This is a genomic window from Streptomyces cyaneochromogenes (genome assembly GCF_003963535.1).
GTDB lineage: Bacteria > Actinomycetota > Actinomycetes > Streptomycetales > Streptomycetaceae > Streptomyces > Streptomyces shaanxiensis.
The window spans coordinates 3928567-3954620 of record NZ_CP034539.1 but is presented as its reverse complement, the minus strand read 5'-3'; the positions used below and the strand labels follow the sequence as shown (position 1 = coordinate 3954620).

At 71.5% G+C, this 26054-nt stretch carries 23 protein-coding genes, 1 tRNA gene and 1 pseudogene; 19 read left to right on the top strand and 6 right to left on the bottom strand.

The annotated features are described in order from the left end of the window. Positions 1–7: 7 nt before the first annotated feature. The 11 genes and pseudogenes from EJ357_RS17695 to EJ357_RS17645 all read left to right on the top strand — a co-directional run bounded on the left by EJ357_RS17695 (position 8) and on the right by EJ357_RS17645 (position 12682). Entirely contained in the window at positions 8–295 is a 288-nt protein-coding gene (locus tag EJ357_RS17695) for a DUF3039 domain-containing protein (RefSeq protein WP_031478284.1), read from the top strand. A 188-nt stretch (positions 296–483) separates the two neighbouring features. Continuing rightward, a complete protein-coding gene (locus EJ357_RS17690) occupies positions 484–1779 on the top strand; it encodes an extracellular solute-binding protein (protein ID WP_126392600.1) in 1296 nt (431 codons plus the stop codon). 4 nt (positions 1780–1783) lie between these two features. Then, positions 1784–2671, top strand: a complete 888-nt coding sequence (locus EJ357_RS17685; RefSeq protein WP_126392599.1) for a carbohydrate ABC transporter permease — start codon at positions 1784–1786, stop codon at positions 2669–2671. Between the two features lie 23 nt (positions 2672–2694). Next, a complete protein-coding gene (locus EJ357_RS17680; protein ID WP_407698521.1) occupies positions 2695–3528 on the top strand; it encodes a carbohydrate ABC transporter permease in 834 nt (277 codons plus the stop codon). A gap of 15 nt (positions 3529–3543) precedes the next feature. Next, positions 3544–5154 (top strand): beta-N-acetylhexosaminidase, encoded by a 1611-nt coding sequence (locus EJ357_RS17675; protein WP_126392597.1) that lies wholly within the window; start codon positions 3544–3546, stop codon positions 5152–5154. Positions 5155–5379: 225 nt separating this feature from the next. After that, positions 5380–6273: an FAD binding domain-containing protein gene (locus EJ357_RS17670; protein ID WP_126392596.1), complete on the top strand. Its 894-nt coding sequence runs from the start codon at positions 5380–5382 to the stop codon at positions 6271–6273. Further along, positions 6270–7979: a 2Fe-2S iron-sulfur cluster-binding protein gene (locus EJ357_RS17665; RefSeq protein WP_126392595.1), complete on the top strand. Its 1710-nt coding sequence runs from the start codon at positions 6270–6272 to the stop codon at positions 7977–7979. The genes EJ357_RS17670 and EJ357_RS17665 overlap by 4 nt, the downstream gene beginning before the upstream one ends. Then, on the top strand, positions 7976–10285 hold the full coding sequence (locus EJ357_RS17660) for a xanthine dehydrogenase family protein molybdopterin-binding subunit (protein WP_126392594.1): 2310 nt from the start codon (positions 7976–7978) through the stop codon (positions 10283–10285). The genes EJ357_RS17665 and EJ357_RS17660 overlap by 4 nt, the downstream gene beginning before the upstream one ends. Further along, positions 10282–10730 (top strand): annotated as a pseudogene (locus EJ357_RS17655) (phosphotransferase). Before EJ357_RS17660 ends, EJ357_RS17655 begins: the two are co-directional and overlap by 4 nt. A gap of 192 nt (positions 10731–10922) precedes the next feature. Continuing rightward, positions 10923–12128 (top strand): SUKH-4 family immunity protein, encoded by a 1206-nt coding sequence (locus EJ357_RS17650; RefSeq protein ID WP_126392593.1) that lies wholly within the window; start codon positions 10923–10925, stop codon positions 12126–12128. After that, complete coding sequence (locus EJ357_RS17645) at positions 12125–12682, top strand: GNAT family N-acetyltransferase (protein WP_126392592.1); 558 nt, start codon at positions 12125–12127, stop codon at positions 12680–12682. Before EJ357_RS17650 ends, EJ357_RS17645 begins: the two co-directional genes overlap by 4 nt. 45 nt (positions 12683–12727) lie before the next feature. On the opposite strand, the gene EJ357_RS17640 is transcribed toward EJ357_RS17645, so the two are convergent. Next, the gene (locus EJ357_RS17640; protein WP_126392591.1) at positions 12728–13978 is read right to left on the bottom strand and encodes an LPXTG cell wall anchor domain-containing protein; all 1251 of its coding nucleotides are present in this window, start codon (positions 13976–13978) and stop codon (positions 12728–12730) included. Between the two features lie 178 nt (positions 13979–14156). After that, positions 14157–14231, bottom strand: a tRNA-Cys gene (locus EJ357_RS17635). A 199-nt stretch (positions 14232–14430) separates the two neighbouring features. Here EJ357_RS17635 and EJ357_RS17630 point away from each other — a divergent pair. The 8 genes from EJ357_RS17630 (at position 14431) to EJ357_RS17595 (ending at position 22276) form a co-directional block, all read left to right on the top strand. Then, positions 14431–15879, top strand: a complete 1449-nt coding sequence (locus EJ357_RS17630; protein WP_126392590.1) for an MFS transporter — start codon at positions 14431–14433, stop codon at positions 15877–15879. 84 nt (positions 15880–15963) lie between these two features. Beyond that, positions 15964–16164 (top strand): hypothetical protein, encoded by a 201-nt coding sequence (locus tag EJ357_RS17625; protein WP_126392589.1) that lies wholly within the window; start codon positions 15964–15966, stop codon positions 16162–16164. Further along, positions 16161–16535, top strand: a complete 375-nt coding sequence (locus tag EJ357_RS17620) for a type II toxin-antitoxin system death-on-curing family toxin (RefSeq protein WP_126392588.1) — start codon at positions 16161–16163, stop codon at positions 16533–16535. Before EJ357_RS17625 ends, EJ357_RS17620 begins: the two co-directional genes overlap by 4 nt. 115 nt (positions 16536–16650) lie before the next feature. Further along, positions 16651–18444: a DEAD/DEAH box helicase gene (locus EJ357_RS17615; RefSeq protein ID WP_126392587.1), complete on the top strand. Its 1794-nt coding sequence runs from the start codon at positions 16651–16653 to the stop codon at positions 18442–18444. A gap of 299 nt (positions 18445–18743) precedes the next feature. Then, positions 18744–19385 carry an IclR family transcriptional regulator gene (locus tag EJ357_RS17610; protein WP_126392586.1) on the top strand — a complete coding sequence of 214 codons (642 nt, stop codon included), beginning with the start codon at positions 18744–18746 and terminating at the stop codon, positions 19383–19385. A gap of 84 nt (positions 19386–19469) precedes the next feature. Next, complete coding sequence (locus EJ357_RS17605; protein ID WP_126392585.1) at positions 19470–20288, top strand: chorismate synthase; 819 nt, start codon at positions 19470–19472, stop codon at positions 20286–20288. Further along, positions 20285–21397, top strand: coding sequence for an o-succinylbenzoate synthase (gene menC, locus EJ357_RS17600; RefSeq protein WP_126392584.1), 1113 nt, complete (start codon positions 20285–20287; stop codon positions 21395–21397). Before EJ357_RS17605 ends, menC begins: the two co-directional genes overlap by 4 nt. 87 nt (positions 21398–21484) lie before the next feature. After that, the gene (locus EJ357_RS17595; RefSeq protein ID WP_126392583.1) at positions 21485–22276 is read left to right on the top strand and encodes a S16 family serine protease; all 792 of its coding nucleotides are present in this window, start codon (positions 21485–21487) and stop codon (positions 22274–22276) included. On the opposite strand, the gene EJ357_RS17590 is transcribed toward EJ357_RS17595, so the two are convergent. From EJ357_RS17590 to EJ357_RS17575, 4 genes are all read right to left on the bottom strand, one after another. Further along, positions 22273–22467: a hypothetical protein gene (locus EJ357_RS17590; RefSeq protein ID WP_126392582.1), complete on the bottom strand. Its 195-nt coding sequence runs from the start codon at positions 22465–22467 to the stop codon at positions 22273–22275. The genes EJ357_RS17595 and EJ357_RS17590 overlap by 4 nt on opposite strands. A 15-nt stretch (positions 22468–22482) precedes the next feature. Beyond that, positions 22483–23067: an ArsR/SmtB family transcription factor gene (locus tag EJ357_RS17585; protein ID WP_126392581.1), complete on the bottom strand. Its 585-nt coding sequence runs from the start codon at positions 23065–23067 to the stop codon at positions 22483–22485. A 127-nt stretch (positions 23068–23194) separates the two neighbouring features. Then, positions 23195–24154 (bottom strand): glycine betaine ABC transporter substrate-binding protein, encoded by a 960-nt coding sequence (locus EJ357_RS17580; RefSeq protein WP_126392580.1) that lies wholly within the window; start codon positions 24152–24154, stop codon positions 23195–23197. Positions 24155–25260: 1106 nt separating this feature from the next. Continuing rightward, positions 25261–26049, bottom strand: a complete 789-nt coding sequence (locus tag EJ357_RS17575; protein ID WP_126399588.1) for an ABC transporter permease — start codon at positions 26047–26049, stop codon at positions 25261–25263. Between the last annotated feature and the right edge of the window lie 5 nt (positions 26050–26054).

The following is a 26054-nucleotide window of genomic DNA, read 5'->3' as shown; positions in this document are numbered from 1 at the left end:
TGGCGTTATGAGCACTCTCGAGCCCGAGCGCGGGACTGGTACGGGGACCCTCGTAGAGCCGACGCCACAGGTGTCCCACGGCGACGGCGACCACGAGCGCTTCGCCCATTACGTCCAGAAGGACAAGATCATGGCGAGCGCCCTCGACGGCACCCCCGTCGTGGCGCTCTGCGGCAAGGTCTGGGTGCCCGGCCGCGACCCGAAGAAGTACCCGGTGTGTCCCATGTGCAAGGAGATCTACGAGTCCATGGGTGCAGGTGGGGACGACAAGGGCAAGGGCGGCGACAAGAAGTAACCCTGCCTTCGACCTGAGTTTCGCGAGGCCCCCGGGGCGCTGTTCGGCGCACCCCGGGGGCCTTTGCGTGTCACGAAGTGGTTGAGACCTCTTGTGGACATGTTCATGTAGTCCCTAGGCTCCGATGCGTTGTACAGGGTGGAATAGTCATTGCATATGTTGCAACGCAACGCTCGGAGGAACACTCCATGAAGCTTCCCTCGCGACTCGCCGCACTCCTGGCGGCGGCAGCGGTCATCACCGCCTGCGCCCCCCAGACTTCCAGTAACTCCTCCTCCGACAAGGACGAGAAGACCGGCACGCTGCGGGTCTGGCTCTTCCAGGAAGTCGGCAACAAGCCGAAGGAGAAGGTCGTCGACTCCGTCGTCACCGCCTTCGAGAAGGATCACGAGGGCACGAAGGTCGACATCGAGTACATCCCGATCGAGACCCGCGCCCAGCGCGTCAAGGCCGCCTTCAACGACCCGAAGTCCGCGCCCGACGTGATGGAGTACGGCAACACCGACACCGCCGGCTATGTGAAGGACGGCGGACTCCTCGACGTCACCAAGGAGTTCGGCGCCTGGAGCGAGACGAAGGACACCGACCCCACGGCCAGGCAGTCCGTCACCGTGGACGGCAAGATCTACGGCGCTCCCTTCTACGTCGGGGTCCGCGCCCTGTACTACCGGACCGACGTCTTCGAGGAACTCGGCCTGGAAGTCCCCAAGACCATGGACGAGTTGGCGGCGACCGCCCGCAAGATCCGCGCCGCCGAGCCCGAGCTGTACGGCCTCGTGGTGGGCGGCGCCTACACGTACGGCGCGATGCCCTTCGTCTGGGCCAACGGCGGTGAGATAGCCGAGGGCAAGGGCGGCAGCTACGCCTCGGCGATCGACAGCGCGGCGGCCCAGAAGGGCATCAAGGCGTACACGTCCCTCTTCAGCGACGACAACTGTCCCGCCGCCAAGTGCGCCGGCATGGGCGGCAACGACACCGTGACCGCGTTCGCGGCCGGCAAGGCGGGCATGGCGATCGGCGGCGACTTCAGTCACACCGCGGTGGAGGCCGGGAAGGTGAAGGGCAAGTACGCGGTCGTGCCGCTGCCGGGCGTGCGGGCGGGGTCCGTCGCGCCGGCGTTCGCCGGGGGCAACAACATCGGTGTGCTCAAGAGCACGTCGCACCGGACGCTGGCGGTCGAGCTGATGGAACAGCTCACCTCGAAGAAGACGCAGGCCTCGATGTTCGAAGCGATGGGGTTCCTGCCCACCTTCTCCGACGTGCGTCAGCAGGTCGCGGCCAAGGAGCCGTACGTCGAGCCGTTCGCGCAGACGCTCTCCGCGGGCACCAAGTTCGTCCCCGCGTCGCCCGCGTGGGCGCAGATCGACTCCTCGCTCGTTCTGCCGACGATGTTCCAGGAGGTCATCAGCGGCAAGAAGGACGTGGCGGCGGCCTCGGCGGACGCGGCGAAGAAGATGAACGACGCGTTCGCCTCCATGGGTTGAGCCTGTGAGTCCTCGTACGAAGCCGTCCTGGACCCCCTGGCTCTATCTCGCCCCTGCCCTCGTCGTCCTCGGCGGGCTGCTCGCCTACCCCATCTACCAGCTCGGGCTGATCTCGTTCTTCCAGTACACCCAGGCGCAGGTCAGCGGTGGGGAGCCGACGAGCTTCCAGGGGCTGGGGAACTACGCGGAGCTGTTCGGCGACGACCAGTTCTGGCAGGTGCTGGGGGCGACCGTCGTCTTCGCGGCGGCCTGCGTCGTGTCGACGCTCGCCGTGGGCTGTGCGCTCGCCGTGCTGCTCACGCGCGTGCGTGCCGTGCCGCGGCTGGCACTGATGCTGGCCGCGCTGGGGGCGTGGGCGACGCCCGCCATCACCGGGTCGACGGTGTGGCTGTTCCTGTTCGACCCGGACTTCGGCCCGGTGAACCGGGTGCTGGGACTCGGTGACCACTCGTGGACGTACGGGCGGTTCAGCGCCTTCTTCCTCGTCCTGCTCGAAGTGGTGTGGTGCTCCTTCCCGTTCGTGATGGTGACGGTGTACGCCGGCATCCGCGCCGTACCGGCCGAGGTGCTGGAGGCCGCCGAACTGGACGGCGCCTCGCAGTGGCGGGTCTGGCGGTCGGTGCTGGCGCCGATGCTGCGGCCGATCCTGGTGGTCGTCACCATCCAGTCGGTGATCTGGGACTTCAAGGTCTTCACACAGATCTACGTCATGACGAACGGCGGCGGCATCGCGGGCCAGAACCTGGTGCTGAACGTGTACGCCTACCAGAAGGCGTTCGCGTCCTCGCAGTACAGCCTGGGCTCGGCGATCGGCGTGGTGATGCTGCTGATCCTGCTGGCGGTGACGCTCGGCTATCTGCGGCTGCTGCGCAGGCAGGGGGAGGAGCTGTGAGGTTCGTGAGGTCCGTGACTTCCCTGAGTTTCGTACGGCGTCCCTGGCGGCTGCTCGCGGAGACGTCCGCGCTGCTGATCGCCGTGGTGGTCGCGTTTCCGCTGTACTGGATGGTGCTCAGCGCCTTCAAACCGGCCGGGGAGATCGAGTCGAGCGAGCCGCGGCCGTGGACGCTCGCGCCTTCCCTGGATTCCTTCCGGCGGGTCTTCGAGCAGAACGAATTCGGCCGTTACTTCCTCAACAGCCTTGTCGTCGCGTGCACTGTCGTGATCGTCTCGGCGTTGATCGCGTTTCTGGCGGCGACCGCGGTGACCCGATTCCGGTTCCGCCTGCGGACCACCCTGCTGATCATGTTTCTGGTGGCCCAGATGGTCCCCGTGGAGGCCCTCACCATCCCCTTGTTCTTCCTCATGCGGGACTTCGGCCAACTGAACACGCTCGGCTCGCTGATCCTGCCCCACATCGCCTTCTCGCTGCCGTTCGCGATCTGGATGCTGCGGGGGTTTGTGAAGGCCGTTCCGGAGGCGCTGGAGGAGGCCGCGTACATCGACGGGGCGAGCCGGTCGCGATTCCTGTGGCAGATCCTTTTCCCGCTGGTCTTCCCGGGGCTCGTGGCCACGAGCGTGTTTTCGTTCATCTCGGCCTGGAACGACTTCCTGTTCGCCAAGTCCTTCATCATCAGCGACACCTCGCAGTCCACCCTCCCGATGGCCCTGCTCGTTTTCTACAAGCCGGACGAGCCGGACTGGGGCGGGGTGATGGCGGCCTCGACCGTGATGACCATTCCGGTACTGGTCTTCTTCGTACTCGTACAGCGGCGCCTGGTGTCCGGGCTCGGCGGCGCGGTCAAGGACTGAAGGGTCTGATCATCCATGGATCTCATTCCGGCACCTCGCCAGATGGAGCGGGCCGAGGGCTTCTACGAACTCGGCGACGGCTTCGGGATCGAGGCTGGGCCGGGCACCGAGGACACCGCGCGCCGGCTGCGCGCGACGCTCGGCGCGGCGACCGGGTTCGCGCTGCCGCCCAAGAAGGGGGACGAGTACGACGTCCTGCATCTGTCCGTCCGGCCAGGCCTCGACGCCGAGGAATACCGCCTCGTCATCGCCCCCCATGGCGTGCACATCCAGGGCGGCTCGCCCGCCGGTGTCTTCTGGGGTGCCCAGACACTGCGCCAGCTCCTCGGCCCCGACGCCTTCCGGCGCGCACCCCTTCCCGGCCGGACGTGGCGGCTGCCCCTGACCGAGATCCGGGACGCCCCCCGATTCCGCTGGCGCGGCCTCATGCTCGACGTGGCCCGGCACTTCATGCCCAAGGACGGAGTCCTGCGCTACCTCGACCTGCTGGCCGCCCACAAACTCAACGTCTTCCACTTCCATCTGACGGACGACCAGGGCTGGCGCATCGAGATCGAGAAGTACCCCCGGCTCACCGAGGTCGGCTCCTGGCGGGCGCGCACGAAATTCGGCCATCGGGCCTCGCCGCTCTGGGACGACAAGCCGCACGGTGGCTTCTACACCCAGGACGACATCCGCGAGATCGTCGCGTATGCCGCCGAGCGCCATATCACCGTCGTCCCCGAAATCGACGTACCGGGACACTCGCAGGCGGCCATCGCCGCGTATCCGGAACTCGGCAACTCCGACGTCATCGACACCTCGGCCCTCTCCGTCTGGGACACCTGGGGGATCAATCCGAACGTACTCGCCCCCACTGACAACACCCTGCGCTTCTACGAGGGGGTCTTCGAGGAAGTCCTGGAGCTGTTCCCCTCCGAGTTCATTCATGTCGGGGGCGACGAATGCCTCAAGGACCAGTGGCGCCAGTCGCCCACCGCGCAGGCGCGCATCAGGGAACTCGGGCTGAAGGACGAGGACGAGCTCCAGGCGTGGTTCATCGGCCACTTCGACACCTGGCTCTCCGCGCGCGGGCGCCGGCTCATCGGCTGGGACGAGATCCTGGAGGGCGGACTCGCGCGGGGGGCGACGGTGTCGTCCTGGCGCGGGTACGCGGGCGGCATCGCGGCGGCCCGCGCGGGCCACGACGTCGTCATGTGTCCGGAGCAGCAGGTGTACCTGGACCACCGTCAGCACGAAGGCGCGGACGAGCCGGTCCCCATCGGCTACGTCCGCACCCTGGAGGACGTCTATCGGTTCGAGCCCGTTCCCGCGGAGTTGACGCCGGACGAGGCCCGGCACGTGCTCGGCACGCAGGCCAACGTGTGGACCGAGGTGATGGAGGACCAGGGGCGCGTGGACTACCAGACGTTCCCGCGCCTCGCCGCCTTCGCCGAAGTGGCGTGGAGCCCCCTGCCCGCCCCGGCGGAACGGGACTTCACCGGATTCGAGCGGCGGATGGCCGCCCATTACCGGCGACTTGACGCCCTTGGGGTCGCCTACCGTCCCCCGGCCGGACCGCGGCCGTGGCAGCGGCGCCCCGGTGTGCTCGGGCGACCGATCGACGGCCCGCCCCCGAACAGGTAATGGAAAAAACCGGCAAGGTGTCACCGAAGAGTGTCAATCGGCACGCACCGGTGATGCCGTACGAAAACGGACCATCTCCCCGATGAGGTGGGCGAATGCCTCCTAGCGGACCCCTGTCCTCGGGTCCTGCGAAGATGTGCCAGAGTTGCCACGTCCGCCCTGTCAGCACGTACCGTACGGCAACACAGGTGGGACCAGGTGGGGCAGCGGGAAGGGGCAGCCGGTTTGACCACGAGCGCACCGCAGGCGGCGCAGGCCGTCACGCTGCCCACGACGCTGGACGAAGCCGTGGCGGCGCTCACCGCCATGCCCGCCGCCGTGCCGGTGGCGGGCGGCACCGACCTCATGGCCGCCGTCAACTCCGGACAGCTCAGGCCCGCCGCGCTGGTCGGTCTCGGCCGGATCAGCGAGATCCGCGGCTGGCAGTACCAGGACGGTCACGCTCTGCTCGGCGCCGGCCTCACGCACGCGCGTATGGGCCGCCCCGACTTCGCCGCCCTGATCCCGGCGCTCGCGGCCGCCGCGCGCGCCGCGGGGCCGCCGCAGATCCGCAACGCGGGCACCCTCGGCGGCAACATCGCCTCGGCGTCGCCGAACGGTGACGCGCTGCCGGTCCTCGCCGCACTCGAAGCGACCCTGATCATCGCGGGCCCGGGCGGAGCCCGCCGGGAGATCCCTGTGTCGCACCTGCTGGCCGGCATGGAGATGCTGCGCGCCGGCGAACTCATCGGCTACGTGCGCGTGCCGCTGCTGCACGCCCCGCAGGTCTTCCTCAAGGCCACCGGACGTACCGGCCCGGGGCGTTCCATGGCGTCCGTCGCGGTCGTGCTCGACCCCGCCCGGCGCGGAGTCAGGTGCGCCGTGGGCGCCATAGCGCCGATGCCGCTCAGGCCCCTGGAGGCCGAGCACTGGGTCGCCCAGCTGATCGACTGGGACAACAACCGCGCGATCGTCCCGGAGGCCCTGCACGCCTTCGGCGAGTACGTCGCCGCGGCCTGCATCCCCGACCCGACCCCCGCCGAGGACGGGACCGTGACTCAGCATCCGCCCGCTGTACTGCACCTGCGGCGCACCGTCGCCGCACTGGCCCGACGAGCACTGGGGAGGGCGCTGTCGTGACCGACGACCAGCACGCAGAGGGCGCGCCCCAGGGCGCGGGCCGCTGGGACCCGCTGCCCCAGGGCGAGTACGACGACGGCGCCACCGCCTTCGTCAAGCTCCCCGAAGGGGGCATCGACGCCCTCCTGGCCTCCTCCGACACCCCGCTGGCCGCGCCCGGACACGGGTACGTGCCGCCGCAGATAGCGTTCGCGCCGGGCTCGGCCCCGGGCGCCGACCCCGCGGCCACCGGTGGCTGGCCGGTCGCGGGCACGCCCGCCGAGGGTGCCCAGTGGCCCGACCCGAACGCCGCCCCGCAGGACGGCGGCGACCGGTTCACGTACAACCCCGGGGCCACCCAGCAGTGGAACTTCTCGGAGACCGCGGCAGGTCAGGCAGGCCCGGAGGCCGCCGCGACGCCCGGTCACGACGTCACCGGGCAGTGGTCGATTCCCGTCGCCGACGGTGATCTTCCGGACGAATCGGGCGAGTTCACCACGTCGTCGCTGGTCGAGCAGTGGGGCGGAACCCCTCCGGCCACGCTGCCGGGCGGCGCGCCCGCACCGTGGGCGACGCAGCCGACCGGAGAGCCGTGGGGGCAGCAGGCCCAGGCCGCCGGCGCGACCGGGGAAGCGGTGGGAACCGCGCCCGGACGGCCCGCCGATGCCGGGCACGTCCCCGGCGAGCCCGGACAGCCGGAACGGCCCGGAGCGCACACCGGTGACGAGCACGCCGGACACCCCGGTGGCCGGCCCGGCGAGCGGCTCGTCCCGGACTCGCACGAGCAGCCGCCCGCCTCGGCCGGGTTCGGCCCGGACGGGAACCGGCCCGCGGCGCCGGGTGCGGACGGGCACGCGCGCGTGGAGCCCGGTTCGGCCGAGGACTCCGCCGAAAGCGCTTCGGAGGCCTCACAGGCCGCTCCCGGGGCCGGTGAGGCCGTCACGGACGCCCAGGGCGCCACAGAGGCCGCTCAGGGCCCGGCAGAGGCTTCCGCGGAGAGCGCCCCCGCCGAGGGCGCCGACTCCGCCGCGGAGGCCACCGAGGACGCCACCCAGGCCGCCTCCGACGACGTACCGGCGCCTCCCGGCGAGGAACACCCCCTCGCCTCCTACGTCCTGCGCGTCAACGGCGCCGACCGGCCCGTCTCGGACGCCTGGATCGGCGAGTCGCTGCTCTACGTGCTGCGCGAGCGGCTCGGCCTCGCGGGCGCCAAGGACGGCTGCTCGCAGGGCGAGTGCGGGGCCTGCAACGTGCAGGTCGACGGACGGCTCGTCGCGTCCTGCCTGGTGCCCGCCGTGACCGCCGCCGGTGCCGAGGTCCGCACCGTCGAGGGCCTGGCCGCCGACGGGCAGCCCTCGGACGTGCAGCGCGCACTCGCGCGATGCGGCGCCGTGCAGTGCGGCTTCTGCGTGCCGGGCATGGCGATGACCGTGCACGACCTGCTGGAGGGCAACCCGGCGCCGACCGAGCTGGAGACCCGCCAGGCGCTGTGCGGCAACCTGTGCCGCTGCTCCGGCTACCGGGGTGTGGTGGAGGCCGTCAAGGAGGTCGTCGCCGAACGCGAGGCGCAGTCGGCGGCCGACCACTCCGAACAGAACGGCGACGAGCCGCGTATCCCTCACCAGGCGGGCCCGGGAGCCGGCGGGGTCAACCCGTCGGCGTTCGAGCCGCGCGGTGCCAGGGGACCGCATGACCAGCCGTACGGACAGGACGGAGGCCAGGCGTGAGCAACGAAGCCGCCACCGCGACCACAGCCGCGGAGGCAGCCCCCGCCCCCGATCAGATCCCGCACGGCCTCGGCGCCTCCCTGCCGGCCGCCGACGCGCGCGCCAAGACAGAGGGCACCTTCCCGTACGCGGCCGACCTGTGGGCCGAGGGCCTGCTGTGGGCGGCCGTGCTGCGCTCGCCGCACCCGCACGCGCGCATCACGTCCATCGACACGTCCCACGCGCGCGAGATGCCCGGCGTACGGGCCGTCGTCACGCACGAGGACGTGCCGGGCAGCCCGCTGCTCGGCCGCGGCAAGGCCGACCGTCCCGTCTTCGCCTCCGAGGTCGTACGCCACCACGGTGAGCCCATCGCCGCGGTCGCCGCCGACCACCCCGACACCGCGCGCCTGGCCGCCGCGGCCGTCATCGTCGAGTACGAGGTGCTCGACCCGGTGACCGACCCCGAGCAGGCCTTCGAGGCCGAGCCGCTGCACCCCGACGGCAACCTGATCCGCCACATCCCGCTGCGCCACGGCGACCCGGACGCGGCCGGCGACCTCGTGGTCGAGGGCCTGTACCGCATCGGCCGCCAGGACCCCGCGCCCATCGGCGCCGAGGCGGGCCTCGCCGTACCGCGCCCCGACGGCGGCGTCGAGCTCTACCTGGCCTCGACCGACCCGCACACCGACCGCGACCGGGCCGCCGCCTGCTACGGCCTGGAACCCGAACGCGTCAAGGTCGTCGTCACCGGCGTCCCCGGCGCCACCGCCGACCGCGAGGACCAGGGCTTCCAGCTCCCGCTCGGCCTGCTCGCGCTGAAGACCGGCTGCCCGGTGAAGCTGACGGCCACGCGCGAGGAGTCCTTCCTCGGCCACACGCACCGGCACCCCACCCTGCTCCGGTACCGCCACCACGCGGACGCCGAGGGCAAGCTGGTCAAGGTCGAGGCGCAGATCCTGCTGGACGCGGGCGCCTACGCCGACACGTCCTCCGACGCCCTGGCCGCCGCGGTCGCCTTCGCCTGCGGTCCGTACGTCGTCCCGAACGCCTTCATCGAGGGCTGGGCCGTACGCACCAACAACCCGCCCTCCGGGCACGTGCGCGGTGAGGGCGCCATGCAGGTGTGCGCCGCGTACGAGGCGCAGATGGACAAGCTGGCCAAGAAGCTCGGCGTGGACCCGGCGGAGCTGCGCCTGCGCAACGCCCTGGCCACCGGCGACGTACTCCCGACGGGCCAGACGGTGACCTGCCCGGCCCCCGTGGCGGAACTGCTGCAGGCCGTACGGGACTACCCGCTCCCCGCCCTCCCCAAGGACACGCCCGAGGACGAGTGGCTGCTGCCCGGCGGCCCCGAGGGCGCGGGCGAACCGGGTGCCGTGCGGCGCGGCGTCGGCTACGGCATCGGCATGGTGCACATGCTCGGCGCCGAGGGCGCGGACGAGGTCTCCACGGCGACGGTGAAGGTCCACGACGGCGTGGCGACGGTGCTGTGCGCGGCCGTGGAGACCGGCCAGGGCTTCACCACGCTGGCCCGGCAGATCGTCCAGGAGACCCTCGGCATCGACGAGGTGCACGTGGCGCCCGTCGACACCGACCAGCCTCCGGCGGGCGCGGGCTGCCGCGGCCGCCACACCTGGGTGTCGGGCGGCGCGGTGGAACGGGCCGCGAAGATGGTCCGTACGCAGCTGCTGCAGCCCCTGGCGCACAAGTTCGGCATGTCCACCGAGCTGCTCCAGATCACCGACGGCAAGATCACCTCGTACGACGGCGTCCTGTCGACCACCGTCACCGAGGCGCTGGACGGCAAGGAACTGTGGGCGACGGCCCAGTGCCGCCCGCACCCGACCGAGCCGCTGAACGACACCGGTCAGGGCGACGCCTTCGTGGGCATGTCCTTCTGCGCGATCCGCGCGGTGGTGGACGTCGACATCGAGCTGGGCTCGGTACGCGTGGTCGAGCTGGCGCTCGCCCAGGACGTCGGCCGGGTGCTGAACCCGGCCCAGCTGGAGGCGCGCATCGAGGCGGGCGTGACGCAGGGCGTGGGCATAGCGCTCACGGAGAACCTGCGCTCGGCACGCGGCCTGATCCGCCACCCCGATCTGACCGGCTATTCGCTGCCGACGGCCCTGGACGCCCCCGACATCCAGATCGTGAAGCTGGTCGAGGAGCGGGACGTGGTCGCGCCGTTCGGCGCGAAGGCGGTGAGCGCGGTGCCGGTGGTGACCTCGCCGGCGGCCATCGCGTCGGCCGTACGCGCCGCGACGGGCCGCCCGGTGAACCGCCTGCCGATCCGGCCGCAGGCGGCGGTGGTGACCGGGCAGTGAGCCTGCCCCCGCTGCAGCGGGGGAGGCGGCCGGAGTGGACGGTCGCGCAGGCGCCGGCCGAGAGGCTGCCGAGGGCGGCGCATGTGCGGGGCGACGTGTTCCGGCGGATGATCGTCTCGGGACGGGTGGAGTACGAACCCGGAGCCTCGGGCGACGACGGCGACGGCGACGATGGCGGCGAGTGCGAGGCCCAACTCCGGCTGCAGTACCGGCTGTCGGCGGCCGCGGCGGTCGCGTGCGCGGAGGCCGGGTTCACGGCGGTCGTGCAGGACGTGGTGCTGGGCGGGCGAAGACGGGCTACCGGGCCTGGACGGTCTAGCGGCTGGATGGCGAGCTGCGGGCACGGACGCCGCGTATCGGGCTGTGGGTGGACTCCTCCGAGCTGACCGTGGGGGAGACGGTGGAGACGATTCTGGCCGGGCGGGAACGCGCGAGGGTGGGTTGAGCGTCTTACTGATGTGAAGCGCTGTCAGTGGTCGTGCTGATTCGGTGCGTCGTCGGTGCTCGTGCCGATCCGGGGGCGTTGTCAGTGGTGGCGCGTAGTGTTCTGGGCAGTGGGGACGGCAGCCGGGTCCGGCGGACCGGACGGTCGGCCGTGTCCTGCCCGGGGCGGTGAGCAAGCGCATGCGGGGGAGCCATGAGCACGACGATCACGACGCACGCCGGTGATACGGCGATCATCCTGACCGACACCGAGCTGGATCCGTACGTCACGCACGCGTCGTCGCGGCGATGGCTGACGGGCGTCGGACTGCCCCGCGACAGCGGCGTGTTGAGCTTCGCCGAGTTGTCCCGCGAGGGCCTGCGGACGGTGGCGGACTCGACGTGCGGCCCCGTCGACCGGCTGGCAGCGGAGCTGCGGGACCAGCTGGTGATAGGCGGACTCCTGGGCCCCGGCGCCCTGGAGACGGAGTCGGTCCTGCTGGACGGCGCGACGGGCGAGATCTCGACGACGCACTTCCTGTACGACCGCCCCGACCTGATGGACCGCCGTCCCCTGGCCCCGTGCCTGCGCACGCTGGTCCGCTTCGCGGAGGCCACGGACGAACTGGCGGGCCTGCGCGGCCAGTTCGCCTCCTACGTCGGCCGGTACGGCCCGAAGGCGGTCGCGGAGGCCTCCCGGCACCTGCTGGCGGTGTTCGAGGACGGCGCGGACGGCGAGCCGGCGCCGTTCTGGAAGATGGCGGCCCTGATCCGCCCGCTCGCGCTCGTGGCGGGCCGGGCCGGAGAGTCGGGGCTCGCCCTGGACCTGCCGCGGCGCCTCCTGGACCAGGAGTTCGGCGCGCGCAGGATGGTGCGCTTCGAGGAGGTCGACTTCCCCTCCACGCTCACGCACGAGCCGACCCGCCGCTTCCTGCGCGAGGTCGGGCTGCCGGAGGACGGCTACCTGTTCTCCCTCGACCTCGACACGGACGTCCCGCTGCCGACGCTGGCCGAGTACTACGCCGACGTCGACCCCTCGGCCGAACTTCCCTATCGGGCCGACCACTTGATACGCCTCGGCCTCCTCGTCGAGGACAACAGCCTGGTGGTCGACGGCGCGACGGGCGCGGTCCTTAACTGGAGCGAACCCGAGGCGAGGCTGTTCCCCCTGAACACCGACGTCTCGACGCTCGCCTTCACGCTCTGGCTGCTCCACCGCGAGCAGGCGATCGACGAGGAGTCCGGCCACGAGCTGACGACCGACACCTACGACCAACTGGCCATGACGATGCTCCAGGTCCTGTCCACGGTCGACCCGACCGGCGTCGCCGCGGCGGGCAGGGACGGCCGGCACTACTGGACGGAGGCGTTCCGGGACGTGGCGAGTGGGGTGCTGGAGTCGGTCGGCGGCGTGCGGTGAGCCGACCCGGGAATGCCGGATGGGGGTCGGGGGGCGGCGACCGTAGGGACGACATCACCGTCCGCCCGGCCGAGCCCGGCGAGTTGGCGGCCGTCGCCGGACTCCGCTGGCAGTGGATCCTGGAGAACGACGGCGCCGCACCGGCATCCCCGGACGTCGATCGCGAGGACTTCGTACGCCACTTCGTCGCCTGGGCGGGACAGAACACCGCCTCGCACCGCTGCATGGTCCTGGCCCGCGACGGGGAGAGCACAGGGAACACGGAGATCCTCGGCATGGCGTGGCTGGCGGTCGTCCACCGCGTCCCGACACCGCACGCGCTGCACCGGGCGTCCGGTGACCTGCAGTGCGTGTACGTCGTCCCCGAGGCGCGCGACGCGGGGCTGGGCGGCCGGCTGATCACCGAGACTCTGGACCGGGCGAGGGAGCTCGGGTTGGAGCGGGTCACCGTCCACTCCTCACCCCGGGCGGTGCCGGCGTACATCCGCCAGGGCTTCACCGAGTCGGCGCGTCTCCTCCAGGCGCACGTGGCACGGACGACGCCGTACCCCTGAGACCGGCCGGCTCCTTCTGGCCGCCGGCCTCAGGGACAGCAGTGGTCAGGAGGACTTGGCGGTCGCGCGGCGGCGGCGTACGGCCATGACCAGGACACCGCCGAGGGCCGCCGTGGCGGCTGCGGCGCCGGCGAGGAGCGGGGTGCCGTCGGCGCCGGTGCTGGCGAGGTTGCCGTCGACGGAGCCGGTGCCGCCGGTCGTGGTGCCCGTGGAGGTGGAGCCGGTGCTGCCCGAGCCGCCGGTGCTGCCCGAGCCGCCGGTGGACTGGCCGTCGGGGTCGTTGCCGTTCCCGCCGGTGGAGGAGCCGCCGTCCGTGGAACCGCCGCCGGTGCCGGAGCCGCCGGAGGTGGAGGGGCCGGGCTCGTAGTCGGTGGGGATCTCGATGCGGATCTGGGCCTTGTCGTTGGCGGGGTTCTTGTCGAACTTCGGGTGGATGTCGTAGATGGAGGTCGCCTTCACCTCGCCGGTGGTGGTCTTGGCGTCGTCCTTGATCTCCAGCATGAAGGTGAAGGAGGCGATCTCGTCGACATCGAGGGTGGCGTCGGCGGGCCGGCAGACGTACTTGGCCTTGCGCGGCGTCCCACCGGGCGCGGACGGCCCGTCGATCCCGAACGGCGAGCACTCCTTGGGTACCTCGGCGGCGACCGTGCCCTTGGGGATCTGCACCATGAGCGCGGTCAGGTCGTCGCTCTCCTGGTTCTGGATCCAGCCGGGGCCGTCGTTGCGGAGCTTCACCGTGACGGACTGCTTGTCGCCCGCGAGTGCCTCGGTGTCGTCACCGACGGCGGCGAGGTCGGCCGAGCTGTCGGCGGTCAGGGTCAGCCGCAGGTGACTGTTGTCGAATCCCTCGCCCGGGGCCTCGCCGGTGGGGCCGGTGCCGTACTGGACGGCCTCCATCAGCGCGTTCGGCAGCGCCTTGAACCGGACGGGCGTCTCGATCGAGGCGCCGGGTTCGATGACGGTGTCGAGCTCGCAGAGCGCCTGCCTGACCTGGTCCTCGATGGTCGAGTAGGTGCAGCCCTCCACGTTCTCGGGGAAGTCGAGCCCTCGGGTCAGCCGGATCCGGAAGGTGATGCCGTTCGCGGCCGCGGTGCCCTTGTTGGTGACGACGACGGACTCGTCGTACACCTCACCGGGCTTGGGCGACGTACGCGGCAGATTCGAGATCACCAGAGAGGGCTCCCCCTCCTCGGCCTGCGCCGCGGGCGCGACGGCCACGGGAACGGCCGCGGCGATCGCGGCAGCGGCCACGAAGGCGGCCGAGGTACGGAGGTGCGGGCGCAGGTGCTGACGCACTGTGGGTCTCCTCGTCCAAACAGGAAGCACGGCGACCGGAGCTTTGCCGTCCAGTCATGTTCTGGACATCTGGAGGGGGCTGAGGGTTGTGCTGGCGTTTGAGGAGAAGAGGGGGAGAAGGGGGAGACCTTCGGGCACCCGGCCGACCACCCGCCAGTGGTCGGCCGTAGCGCTGTTCTGGAGGCCGTGGCGGGAATCGAACCCACGTAACTCGCTTTGCAGGCGAGTCCCTGAACCACTCGGGCACACGGCCATCGCTGACTTTCGGGTGTTCGCCTTGGTCAGTGGTTCGACCGTACGGGCGGGGCCGGGGGCGGCTCAAGGGAATCGCGGGCCCTGCAACGGGACTGCCATACCGCGTTCATGAAACTCCGGTCGTACGACCAAGGTCCCAGGTCGGAGCCGTCTCCCGACAGGGGTCAAAGTGGGTTGTGGCCCTTACGCTGGCGGGCATGAGTGTCCTTGAGCCGCGTGACACCGGTGTCGCGAAGAGTTCCGGCGTCCCCCCGGTCCCCGAGTCCGAGGAGACCGTGCTGAGCCGGTCCTATCGGGCCCTCAGCATCGGGATCGTCTCGGTCGTGCTGCTCATCGCCTTCGAGGCGACCGCCGTCGGGACGGCCATGCCGGTTGCCGCGCGGGAGCTGGACGGGGTGTCGTTGTACGCCTTCGCGTTCTCGGGGTACTTCACCACCAGCCTGTTCGGGATGGTGCTCGCGGGGCAGTGGTCGGACCGGCGGGGGCCGTTGGGGGCGCTGACCACGGGGATCGCGTTCTTCGGCGCCGGGTTGCTGCTGTCCGGGACCGCCGGGGTCATGTGGCTGTTCATTCTCGGGCGGGCCGTGCAGGGGCTCGGCGGGGGACTCGTCATCGTCGCCCTGTACGTCGTCGTCGGACGGGCCTACCCCGAGCGGCTGCGGCCGGCGATCATGGCGGCGTTCTCGGCGAGCTGGGTCGTGCCGTCGATCGTGGGGCCGCTGGCCTCCGGGGCGGTGACCGAACATCTGGGGTGGCGCTGGGTGTTCGTCGGGATTCCGGTGCTTGTCGTCTTTCCGCTCGCGCTCGCTCTGCCGCAGATACGGCGCCGGGCGGGCGGACCGGTCGACGGCTCCGGCCGCCCCGCCTCCTTCGACCGGCGGCGCATCCGGCTCGCCCTCGGCATCTCCCTCGGCGCGGGTCTGCTGCAGTACGCCGCCCAGGACCTGCGGTGGCTCTCGCTCGTCCCCGGCGTCGTCGGCGCCGCGCTCCTCGTACCGGCCGTGCTCGGACTGCTCCCGCGCGGCACGTACCGGGCGGCCCGCGGGTTGCCGTCCGTGGTGCTGTTGCGCGGCGTCGCCGCGGGGTCCTTCATCGCCGCCGAGTCCTTCGTGCCGCTGATGCTGGTCACCCAGCGGGGGTTGTCGCCGACGCTCGCCGGGTTCTCGCTCGCGGCGGGCGGCGTGACGTGGGCGCTGGGGTCGTGGGTGCAGTCGCTGCCGCGGGTGGAGCCGTACCGGGAACGGCTGATGACCGTGGGGATGGTGCTGGTCGCGGCCTCCATCGCCGCCGCGCCGAGCGTGCTGATCGACTCCGTGCCCGCCTGGACCGTCGCCGTGGCATGGGCGTTCGGCTGCTTCGGGATGGGGCTGGTGATCTCCTCCGCCGGCGTGCTCCTGCTCCACCTCTCCGCCCCCGAGGAGGCCGGCACCAACTCCGCCGCCCTCCAGATCTCCGACGCCCTCTCCAACGTCGTCCTGCTGGCCGTCGGCGGCGCCGCGTTCGCGGCCCTGGGTGGCGGCGCGGTGAGCCATGCGGCGACGGAGGCGTCCGGTTCGCATCCGGCGGCGTTCGCGGTGGTGTTCCTGCCGATGGCGGGGGTGGCGTTGGTGGGGGCTTGGGTGACCACGCGGTTGCGGGAGCGGTGAGGGCCTGCGGCGCGTGAGGTGTTCGGGGCGGAGCGATGTCAAAACCGTTCGCCGGTTCCCCGGCTCGCTCTTATCGTCACAGGCATGAGCGACCTCACCATCCCACTCCCGCCGGACGTGCGACGCGAGCTCGACGACCTCGCGGACGCCACCGGCCGTCTCCCCGAGGACATCGCGCTGGACGCCGTACTGCATCAACTGGTGCGGGAGTCGTCACCGGTGGCGGTCACGGCGGAGTTGCTCGCCGCCGCGCATGCCGATCTGCTGCGCAGGCTCGGCGAATGACCAGGTACCTCGCGGTCGCGGAGGTCACGACGATCGCCCGGATCGCCTTCGGCGGGCATGCCCCCGAGGTGCGGGAGACCGGGCTGTTCGTCTCCGCCGTGCACCGCCCACGCGCCCGCATGTTCGGGACGGCGGCCTACGAGGACCTGTACGAGCAGGCGGCCGCGCTGCTGCATGCCATCGCGACGAACCACCCGCTCGTCGACGGGAACAAGCGCACGGCCTGGCTGGCCGCCGCCACCTTCCTCGGCGTCAACGGCGTCGATCTCGCCGGCTGCGACCAGGACACCGCGTACGACCTGGTCATCGATGTCGCCTCCGGGGACGAGAGCGACATCTCCGTGATCGCGGGGCGGCTGCGGCAGTTGTGACGTCGGTCCCACCCGTGCGTGACGCGGCCTCGTCCGAGCATCGACACCACCGGGCCGCCGGTAGGGTGGCCCGGTTGTCATACCCAGCCGAGCCGCCCTACCCACTCCGGAGACCGTGACTACCACCGCCGCCTCCTCCTCCCACCACCTTTCCCCCGCCTTCCCCGGCCGCGCCCCCTGGGGCACCGCCAGCAAGCTGCGTGCCTGGCAGCAGGGGGCGATGGAGAAGTACATCCAGGAGCAGCCGCGTGACTTCCTCGCGGTCGCCACGCCCGGCGCCGGGAAGACGACCTTCGCGCTCACCCTCGCCTCCTGGCTGCTGCACCACCATGTCGTGCAGCAGGTCACCGTGGTCGCGCCGACCGAGCACCTGAAGAAGCAGTGGGCGGAGGCGGCCGCGCGGATAGGCATCAAGCTGGACCCCGAGTACAGCGCGGGTCCGCTCGGCAAGGACTACCAGGGCGTCGCCGTGACGTACGCCGGTGTCGGTGTCCGGCCGATGCTGCACCGCAACCGGGTCGAGCAGCGCAAGACCCTCGTCATCCTCGACGAGATCCACCACGCCGGTGACTCCAAGTCCTGGGGCGAGGCCTGCCTGGAGGCGTTCGAGCCGGCCACCCGACGGCTCGCGCTCACCGGTACGCCGTTCCGGTCCGACACCAACCCCATCCCCTTCGTCACGTACGAGGAGGGGAACGACGGGATCCGGCGGTCCGCCGCCGACTACACCTACGGCTACGGCAACGCGCTGGCCGACCATGTCGTGCGGCCCGTCATCTTCCTTTCCTACAGCGGCAACATGCGCTGGCGGACCAAGGCCGGGGACGAGATCGCCGCCCGTCTCGGCGAGCCGATGACCAAGGACGCGATCAGCCAGGCGTGGCGTACGGCGCTGGATCCGCGCGGCGAGTGGATGCCGAGCGTGCTGCGCGCCGCCGACCAGCGGCTCACCGAGGTCAGGAAGGCCATTCCGGACGCGGGCGCCCTGGTCATCGCCTCCGACCAGGACTCCGCCCGCGCCTACGCCAAGCTGATCCGCGAGATCACGGGGTCCAGGGCGACCCTCGTGCTCTCCGACGACACGGGCGCGTCCAAGCGGATCGACGACTTCAGCGGCAGCAACGACCGCTGGATGGTCGCGGTCCGCATGGTGTCGGAAGGCGTCGACGTTCCGCGGCTGGCGGTAGGGGTGTACGCCACCACCATCTCCACCCCCCTCTTCTTCGCACAGGCCGTCGGCCGTTTCGTACGGTCCCGGCGGCGCGGCGAGACCGCGTCCGTCTTCCTGCCGACCGTCCCCGATCTCCTCACCTTCGCCAACGAGATGGAGGTCGAGCGCGACCACGCCCTCGACAAGCCGAAGAAGGAGGGCGAGGAGGACCCGTACGCCGAGTCCGAGAAGGAGATGGAGGAGGCGAACAAGGAGCAGGACGAGGACACCGGCGAGCAGGAGCAGTTCTCCTTCGAGGCGCTGGAGTCCGAGGCCGTCTTCGACCGCGTGCTCTACGACGGCGCCGAGTTCGGCATGCAGGCCCACCCGGGGAGCGAGGAGGAGCAGGACTATCTCGGCATTCCGGGACTCCTCGAACCCGACCAGGTGCAGATGCTGCTGCAGAAGCGGCAGGCACGGCAGATAGCGCACAGCCGCAAGAAGCCGGACTCCGAGGCCGACCTGCTGGAGCTGCCGGCCGAGCGGCGCCCCGTCGTCTCCCACAAGGAGATGATGGAGCTGCGCAAGCAGCTGAACACCATGGTCAGCGCGTACGTCCACCAGAGCGGTAAGCCGCACGGGGTCATCCACACCGAGCTGCGGAGGGTGTGCGGGGGGCCGCCGAGCGCGGAGGCGACGGCGGGGCAGTTGCGGCAGCGCATCGCCAAGGTGCAGGAGTGGGCCACCCGGATGAGGTGATGCCCGGCGCAGTGCCGGGGGCGCGCGCCGTACGTATCAGGACGAACGGGAGCGGTCCGTACCCCTCGCTGCCCGGATTCTGGACGGAGCCTTCCGCTCAGCGAACCGGCTTCGCTAATGTCCCGCTACGCACACGCCCCGTGGCAGCGCCGCCGCGGAGCGCAGCCGTGAAGCGACGCGGTTCGGTACAGGCCGGGCCGCGGGCCGATCGGCGGCCTCTGAAAGCGCGTCACGGACGGGACTCTGTGACGCATCCGCCGTGAGGGGGCCGCCGACCTCACCCCTAAGGAGTGGGCGTCGTGACCGCGGAGACCTCTCAGACGCTCGACCGAGGACTGCGTGTCCTCAAGCTGCTGGCCGATACGGACCACGGGCTGACCGTCACCGAGCTTTCCAACAAACTGGGCGTGAACCGGACCGTCGTGTACCGGCTGCTTGCCACGCTGGAACAGCACGCCCTCGTACGGCGCGACCTGGGCGGCCGCGCCCGGGTGGGGCTCGGGGTGCTGCGACTGGGGCGGCAGGTGCATCCGCTGGTCCGCGAGGCCGCGTTGCCGGCGCTGCGTTCGCTGGCCGAGGACATCGGGGCGACGGCACATCTGACGCTGGTGGACGGAGCGGAGGCGCTGGCCGTCGCCGTCGTCGAGCCGACCTGGACGGACTATCACGTGGCCTACCGGGCCGGCTTCCGGCACCCGCTGGACCGCGGGGCCGCGGGGCGGGCGATACTCGCCGCCCGGCGGCAGCCGGCGGAGGAGCCCGGGTACACCCTGACCCACGGTGAGCTGGAGGCGGGCGCGAGCGGTGCGGCCGCGCCGCTGCTGGGGGTGACGGGCGTCGAAGGCAGCGTGGGTGTGGTGATGCTGGCGGACGCGGTGCCGGAACGGGTGGGGCCTCGGGTGGTCGACGCGGCCCGGGAGGTCGCCGAAGCGTTGCGCTGAGGTCCGCGCAGAGGTGTACAGGGTGCGGCCGTCCGTCGGGCACGCGCCCTGTACGGGGCCGTCGTCGGCTCCGACACTCGACTCATGACCTCACTCAGCATCCGCACCGTCCACGACGTCGCCGGGTTCGCCGCCGTCGCCGACTTCTTCTGCGACGTATGGGAGTCGCCCCGGAGCGCTCCGCCGTTACTGCCCGAGACACTGAACAGCCTCGCCCACGCGGGCGGGGCGGTGCATGCGGCGTACGACGGGGAGAGGCTGGCCGGGGCGTCCGTCGCGGTGTTCGGGCCGCCCGCGTCGAGAGGGACGTACTCCCTGCTCACCGCCGCCGACCGGGGGCTCGGGTTCCAGGTCAAGCAGGCCCAGCGGGCGTGGGCCCTGGAGCACGGCGCCCGGACCATGCGCTGGACCTTCGATCCGCTGGTCGGCCGTAACGCCCGCTTCAACCTGGTCAAGCTGGGCGCCGAGGGGACCGACTACCTCGTCGACTTCTACGGCCCCATGACCGACGGCGTGAACGACGGCGACGAGAGCGACCGGCTGGCGGTGACCTGGGACCTCACGGCGCCGTCACCGTCGTACGGACAGACGGATTCGGCGGGCGAACGAACGGGCCGGGCGGGCGGGCGAGCGGGCCAGGTGGGCGACCGCCGTGCGGCCCCCGCCACCCACACCGCCCCCGACGGCGATGCGCTCGCCCGCCGTGACCTCGACGACCGGTACATATGGTGTCGCGTTCCGGACGACATCGTCGCGTTGCGGGCCGCCGATCCCGCGCTCGCGCTGCGCTGGCGGCGGGCCGTGCGGGAGGTGTTCACCAAGGCCTTCGCGGACGGGTTCACGGCGACGGGGATGTCGCGGGACGGCTGGTACACACTCACCCGCCGGGAGGCTTCCGCGTGAAACTCGAACGCGTCGAGATCGTCCACGTCGCGATCCCCCTCGTCAGCCCGTTCCGTACCTCCTTCGGCACGATGACGACGAAGGACACCTTCCTGCTGCACGTCGTCACGGACGCGGCCGAGGGCTGGTCGGAGTTCGCGGGCGACCCCGAGCCGCTGTACTGCTCGGAGTTCGTGGCCGGCGCGGAGATCGTGCTGCGCGACTTCCTGCTGCCGCGCGTCGCCGCCCTCCCCGTGCTCGGCACGGCCCACCTCGCCCCGGTGCTGGACGGGATCAAGGGGCACGAGCTGGCGAAGGCGGCGCTGGAGACGGCCGTCCTCGACGCGGAGTTGCGGTCGTACGGGATGCCGCTGGCCACGTATCTCGGGTCGGTGCGGGAGCGGGTGCCGGCCGGGGTGTCGGTCGGGATCAAGGAGAGCGTCGGTGAGCTGCTGGACGCCGTCGAGGGGTATCTCGCCGAGGGGTATGTGCGGATCAAGCTGAAGATCGAGCCAGGGTGGGATCTGGAGCCGGTACGGGCCGTGCGCGAGCGCTTCGGGGCGGACCTGCCGCTCCAGGTCGACGCGAACACGGCGTACACGCTCGCGGACGCCGAGCATCTGCGGCGGCTGGACGCGTTCGGGCTGCTGCTGATCGAGGAGCCGCTCGCGGAGAACAACCTGTACGCCCACGCCCGCCTCCAGCAGCGCCTCGCGACGCCCGTCTGCCTCGACGAGTCCCTGCACAACGCCCGGGACACCGCGTCCGCGATCGCGATGGACGCCTGCCGGGTGGTGAACGTGAAGCCCGCGCGGGTCGGCGGATACCTGGAGGCCCGGCGGGTGCACGACGTCGCGCACGCGCACGGGGTGCCGGTGTGGTGCGGCGGCATGCTGGAGACCGGTATCGGCCGTGCGCCGAACCTGGCGCTCGCCGCCCTGCCTGGCTGCACGCTCCCCGGGGACACGTCGGCGTCCAGCCGCTACTTCGCCGAGGACATCACGGAGCCGTTCGTGCTGGTCGACGGGCATCTGCCGGTGCCGCGGTCGCCGGGCATCGGGGTGGAGCCGCTGCCGGAGGCGCTGCGGCGCTTCGCCATGGGGCGCAGAGATCTGTACACGGCCCTCTGACGAGACCCGTACGTGACCTGAATGGGGCAACCTTGGCAGCTCCGACCTGCGCCTGGCCGGAACTCGCCGTCACGTTAGATTGATCCCGTGTTCTCTCGTCTCACGCGCCCCCGGGCCGTCGCCGTCTGCGCCCTGCCGGTCGTGGCTCTGCTCGCCACGGCGGCTTTCGCGCCGCTGCCGTTCTCGCTGACGCAGCCCGGGCTGACGGCCGATGTGCTCGGTGAGAACAAGGGCGACCCGGTGATCACCATCTCCGGTGCGCCGACCCGGGACACAAGTGGGCAGCTGAGGATGACGACCATCGAGGCCACGTCCCCCGACACGGACGTGACGCTCGGCGACGTGGTCGACGCCTGGTTCCGTACGGACAAGGCGGTCATGCCGCGCGATTCGGTCTATCCGAGCGGCCGCAGCACCCAGGAGATCGAGAAGTACAACACCGAGCAGATGAAGGAGTCCCAGGACGCCGCGACCGAGGCCGCGCTGAACTACCTGGACCTCACCGACAAGGACATCAAGGTCACCCTGAAGCTCGCCGACGTGGGCGGCCCCAGCGCCGGCCTGCTGTTCTCCCTGGGAATCGTCGACAAGCTGAACGGCGACGGCGACGGCGGCGACCTCACCGGCGGACGCACCATCGCCGGTACGGGCACGATCGACGCCGCCGGGAAGGTCGGCGCGGTCGGTGGCGTGTCCCTGAAGACGCAGGCGGCCAAGCGGGACGGGGCGACGGTCTTCCTGGTCCCCGAGGCGGAGTGCTCCGACGCGGAGGCGGAACTGCCGAAGGGGCTGCGGCTGATCCCGGTGACCACGCTCAAGGGCGCGGTGAGCGCGCTGGAGGCGCTGGAGTCGGGGAAGGGCTCGATTCCGAGCTGCTAGGAGACGAGCGCCGGCCGCCGCACCGCCGGCGTGGCGAGGCGCAGGCCGACTTCGACGAGGGTCCAGCCGAGGCGGGTCCGGATGTCGTACGGCTTTCTGGCCCGGGCGGCCAGGCGGTGGGCGTCGGCCTGGGCGCGGAGGTCGGCGGCGCGGACGTGGTGCAGGGCGAGGCTGGTCTCGGGGTGCTGCATCGGGGCGGCTGCCTTTCAGTCCGTGCTGAGGGGGAAGGCGCGGGTCTGCACGCGGACGGTGGTCGCGTCGGGGGCGTCCTCGACGTCGGGCAGATCGCGGTAGCTGTCGACCAACTCGTGCATCTTGCGGGTCAGTTCGCTCGCGAGCCGCGGGGTCAGGCGGAGCGTCATGCTGCTCATGTCCGTGCTTCCGTTCCACGCCTCCGACCACTGCGCGAGGGTGCCGAGGTAGGTGGACAGCTCGCGGTTCTGCGTGGTGGCGACCTCGTGCAGATACAGGCCGGCGGCCCCGCGCACCTCGGGGTTGGGGTCGTGCAGGAGGGCGTCGTCGAACCGCAGTCCCTGCACGGCCGCCTTCCACCAACGCTCCCGCCCCTTGCCCCGCTCGGCGTCGTCCTCGACGAAGCCGTGGGCCGCGAGCTGGCGCAGGTGATAGCTGGTGGCTCCGCTGGACTCGCCCAGTTTCCCGGCGAGCTGGGAGGCGGTGGCCGGCCCGCCGAAGCGCAGGGCGTCGAGCAGCCGCATGCGCAGGGGGTGGGCGAGTCCGCGCAGGGAACGGGCGTCGAGGTCGTGGACCTTGGGCCGGTCGGGCTCCGTCATGCATGCAAAGGTAGCGTTGCAAAGAACCCTTTGCAAGCACTCCTTTGCATCAACTTCTTTGCAAGTGGCGGTACTTCGGTGGCCGTGCTTCGGTGGCCGTGTTTGGGTGTCTCTGCTCCACGTGGCCCTACTTCACGAACCCCTCCGCCTTCATCCAGTCCAGCGCCACCTGATGCGGATCCTCGCCGTCCACATCCACTTTCGCGTTCAGGTCCTGCGCCACCGTGTTGTTCAGCTTCCTGGTGATCGGGTCGAGCACCTCGGGGATGGCCGGCCACTTCTTCAGGGTCTTGGTGTTGATCATCGGGGCGACGTTGTAGTTGGGGAAGAAGTGCTTGTCGTCGTCCATGACCACGAGGTTCATGGACTTGATGCGGCCGTCCGTCGTGAAGACCTCGCCGTAGGCGCAACTCCCCTTCGCGGCCTGGGTGTAGATGATCCCGGTGTCCATCTGGGTGATGTTCTTCGTCGGCACGTCCATCCCGTACGCCTTCTGCATGCCCGGCAGCCCGTCGGCCCGGTTGGCGAACTCGACCTCCACGCAGAGCGTCACCGCGGTGGGGTCGGACTTGGACAGCGCGGCGACCTGGGAGAGGTCGTTCGTGCGGTACTTCCTGTGGTTCTCCCGGTTCATCGCCAGGGCGTAGGTGTTGTCCAGTGCGGACGGCGCCAGCCAGGTCACCCCGTTCTTCGCGTCGGCTTCGCGCACCGCCTCCCACTGCTCGTGCGGGTCGGTGATGGGCTCGCTGCGGCCCAGGTACGTGATCCAGGCCGTGCCCGTGTACTCGTACCCGGCGTCCGCGTCGCCCTTGCGCACCGCCTCGCGGCTGCCGATCGAGCCCTGGATGCCGGTGCGGTCGAGCACCTGCGCGCCGGCCGCCTCGAAGGCGATGCCCATGATCGCGCCGAGGATGAGCTGCTCGGTGAACGACTTCGACGTCACCGTCAGCTCGGCCCCCTTCAGCGGCTCCCCCTGCCCGATGGTGCCGGGCCGCACGTCGTCGACCATGGGTGAGCCACTGGTCAGACCACAGCCCGGCGCGACCACCAGCACCCCGGCCACGAGCAGGGCCGTGCGCCGCCTCACTGCCGAGAGGGCTGTGCGCCGGCTCGCTGCCGGGTGAGCCGTGTGCGGCTTCGCTGCGGGCGGGGTGGTACGCCGTTGTGCTGCCGGCGGGGCCGTGTGTGGCCTCGGCGCCTGCGGGGCCGCGTGCCGACTCGCTGTCCGCGGGGTCGTATGCGGCTTCGCCGCCGACGGCCGGGTGGTGTACCGCTGGGCTGACGGCGGGGTGGTGCGCCAAGTCGCCGCCGGTGGAGCGGTATGCGGCTTCGCCGGCGGCAGGTTTGTACGTCGTTGTGTGTCTGGCAGGGCCGTCTGCGGCCGCGGTGCCTGCGGGGTCGTGCGCCAAGTCGTCGCCGGCAGGGCGGCTTGCGGCTTCGCCGTCGGCACGTTCGTACGTCGTTGCGCGGCCGACAGGGCGGCCATACGCGGCCTCGCTGCCCGCAGGGTCGCCCACCACTTGGCTGCCCGCGGAGCCGTATGCGGCTTCGCTGCCCGCAGGGTGATGCGCAGCCCCGCTGACGGCAGCAGCCCCATCCGCCGCCTCGCTGTGCGCATGGCCGCATGCCACTGCGCTGCCTGCGGGGTCATCCGCCGCCCCGCAACCCGGAGAGCCGCTCGTCGCCCCGTCGCCGGCATGGCCGCATGCCACTGGGCTGCCTGTTGGGTCATCCGCCGCCCCGCAACCCGGAGAGCCGCTCGTCGCCCCGTCGCCGGCATGGCCGCATGCCACTGGGCTGCCTGTTGGGTCATCCGCCGCCCCACCACCGGCAGCGCCGCTCGTCGCCCCGTCGCCGGCATGGCCGCATGCCACTGGGCTGCCTGTTGGGTCATCCGCCGCCCCGCAACCCGGAGAGCCGCTCGTCGCCCCGTCGCCGGCATGGCCGCATGCCACTGCGCTGCCTGTTGGGTCATCCGCCGCCCCGCAACCCGGAGAGCCGCCCGTCGCGCCGTCGCCGGCATGGCCGCATGCCACCGCCCTGCCCGCAGGGGCATCCGCCGCCCCACCACCGGCAGCGCCGCCCGTCGCCCCGCCACCGACACGGCTGCGCCCCACCCCGCTGCCCCCGGAGCCGCCGGTTGCCCCGTCCCCCGCAGCGCCGCCCGCCGCCCCACACCGCCCACCCGCCGCTTCACGTCTCCAACCCCCTGGGCCGCAGGAGTACTTCCGCCAGTGATGCCAGCCAGTCCACCAACAGGGCGAGGGCGACCGTGAGGATTGAGCCCAGGACCAGTACCGGCATGCGCTGGTTGGTGATGCCGGCTGTGATCAGGACGCCCAGGCCGCCGCCTCCGCCGAAGACCGCCAGGGTCGCCGTGCCGACGTTGAGGACCAGGGCCGTGCGTACGCCAGCCAGGATCAGGGGGACCGCCAGCGGTAGTTCCACCCGGGTCAGCACGCCCGTGGGGGACATGCCGATGCCGCGTGCCGCCTCCAGCAGGGTCGGGTCGTTCGCCTTGAGGCCGGCGATCGTGTTGGACAGCACGGGCAGGACGGCGTAGGCGATCATGCCGATCAGGGCGGCCCGGCGGCCGATGCCCAGCCAGATCACCAGCAGGGCGAGGAGGCCGATCGCGGGGGTCGCCTGGCCCATGTTGGCGATCGCCATGGCCACCGGGGTCGCTTTGCGGAACGCCCGCCGCGTCAGCAGGATGCCCAGCGGGATCGCGATGATCAGCACGAAGAACGTGGAGATCACCGTGAGTTGGACGTGCTCCCACAGGGCCTGCGAGACCTGGCCGTTCGACAGCGCGTTCTCGGAAACCGGGTCGAGGTCGGCCTGCTGGAACCACAGCCAGGTCGCGAGCAGCATGGCGACGAGGAAGGCCGGCACGAAGGTCAGCTTCTGCCAGCTCACCCTCCGCGCGGGCGCCCTCGGCGGGGCGGGGGCCGCTTGCGCGGTCTCCGCGCCGGACTCCACGCCCG

What these genes read in the sequence shown, in the direction of transcription:
- EJ357_RS17625 (WP_126392589.1), top strand. Translation starts at nt 15,964, where the DNA reads ATGAGCGACCTCACCATCCCACTCCCGCCGGACGTGCGACGCGAGCTC.
- EJ357_RS17590 (WP_126392582.1), bottom strand. Translation starts at nt 22,467, where the DNA reads ATGCAGCACCCCGAGACCAGCCTCGCCCTGCACCACGTCCGCGCCGCC.
- EJ357_RS17630 (WP_126392590.1), top strand. Translation starts at nt 14,431, where the DNA reads ATGAGTGTCCTTGAGCCGCGTGACACCGGTGTCGCGAAGAGTTCCGGC.
- EJ357_RS17690 (WP_126392600.1), top strand. Translation starts at nt 484, where the DNA reads ATGAAGCTTCCCTCGCGACTCGCCGCACTCCTGGCGGCGGCAGCGGTC.
- EJ357_RS17605 (WP_126392585.1), top strand. Translation starts at nt 19,470, where the DNA reads ATGACCTCACTCAGCATCCGCACCGTCCACGACGTCGCCGGGTTCGCC.
- EJ357_RS17695 (WP_031478284.1), top strand. Translation starts at nt 8, where the DNA reads ATGAGCACTCTCGAGCCCGAGCGCGGGACTGGTACGGGGACCCTCGTA.
- EJ357_RS17650 (WP_126392593.1), top strand. Translation starts at nt 10,923, where the DNA reads ATGAGCACGACGATCACGACGCACGCCGGTGATACGGCGATCATCCTG.
- EJ357_RS17675 (WP_126392597.1), top strand. Translation starts at nt 3,544, where the DNA reads ATGGATCTCATTCCGGCACCTCGCCAGATGGAGCGGGCCGAGGGCTTC.
- EJ357_RS17585 (WP_126392581.1), bottom strand. Translation starts at nt 23,067, where the DNA reads ATGACGGAGCCCGACCGGCCCAAGGTCCACGACCTCGACGCCCGTTCC.
- EJ357_RS17620 (WP_126392588.1), top strand. Translation starts at nt 16,161, where the DNA reads ATGACCAGGTACCTCGCGGTCGCGGAGGTCACGACGATCGCCCGGATC.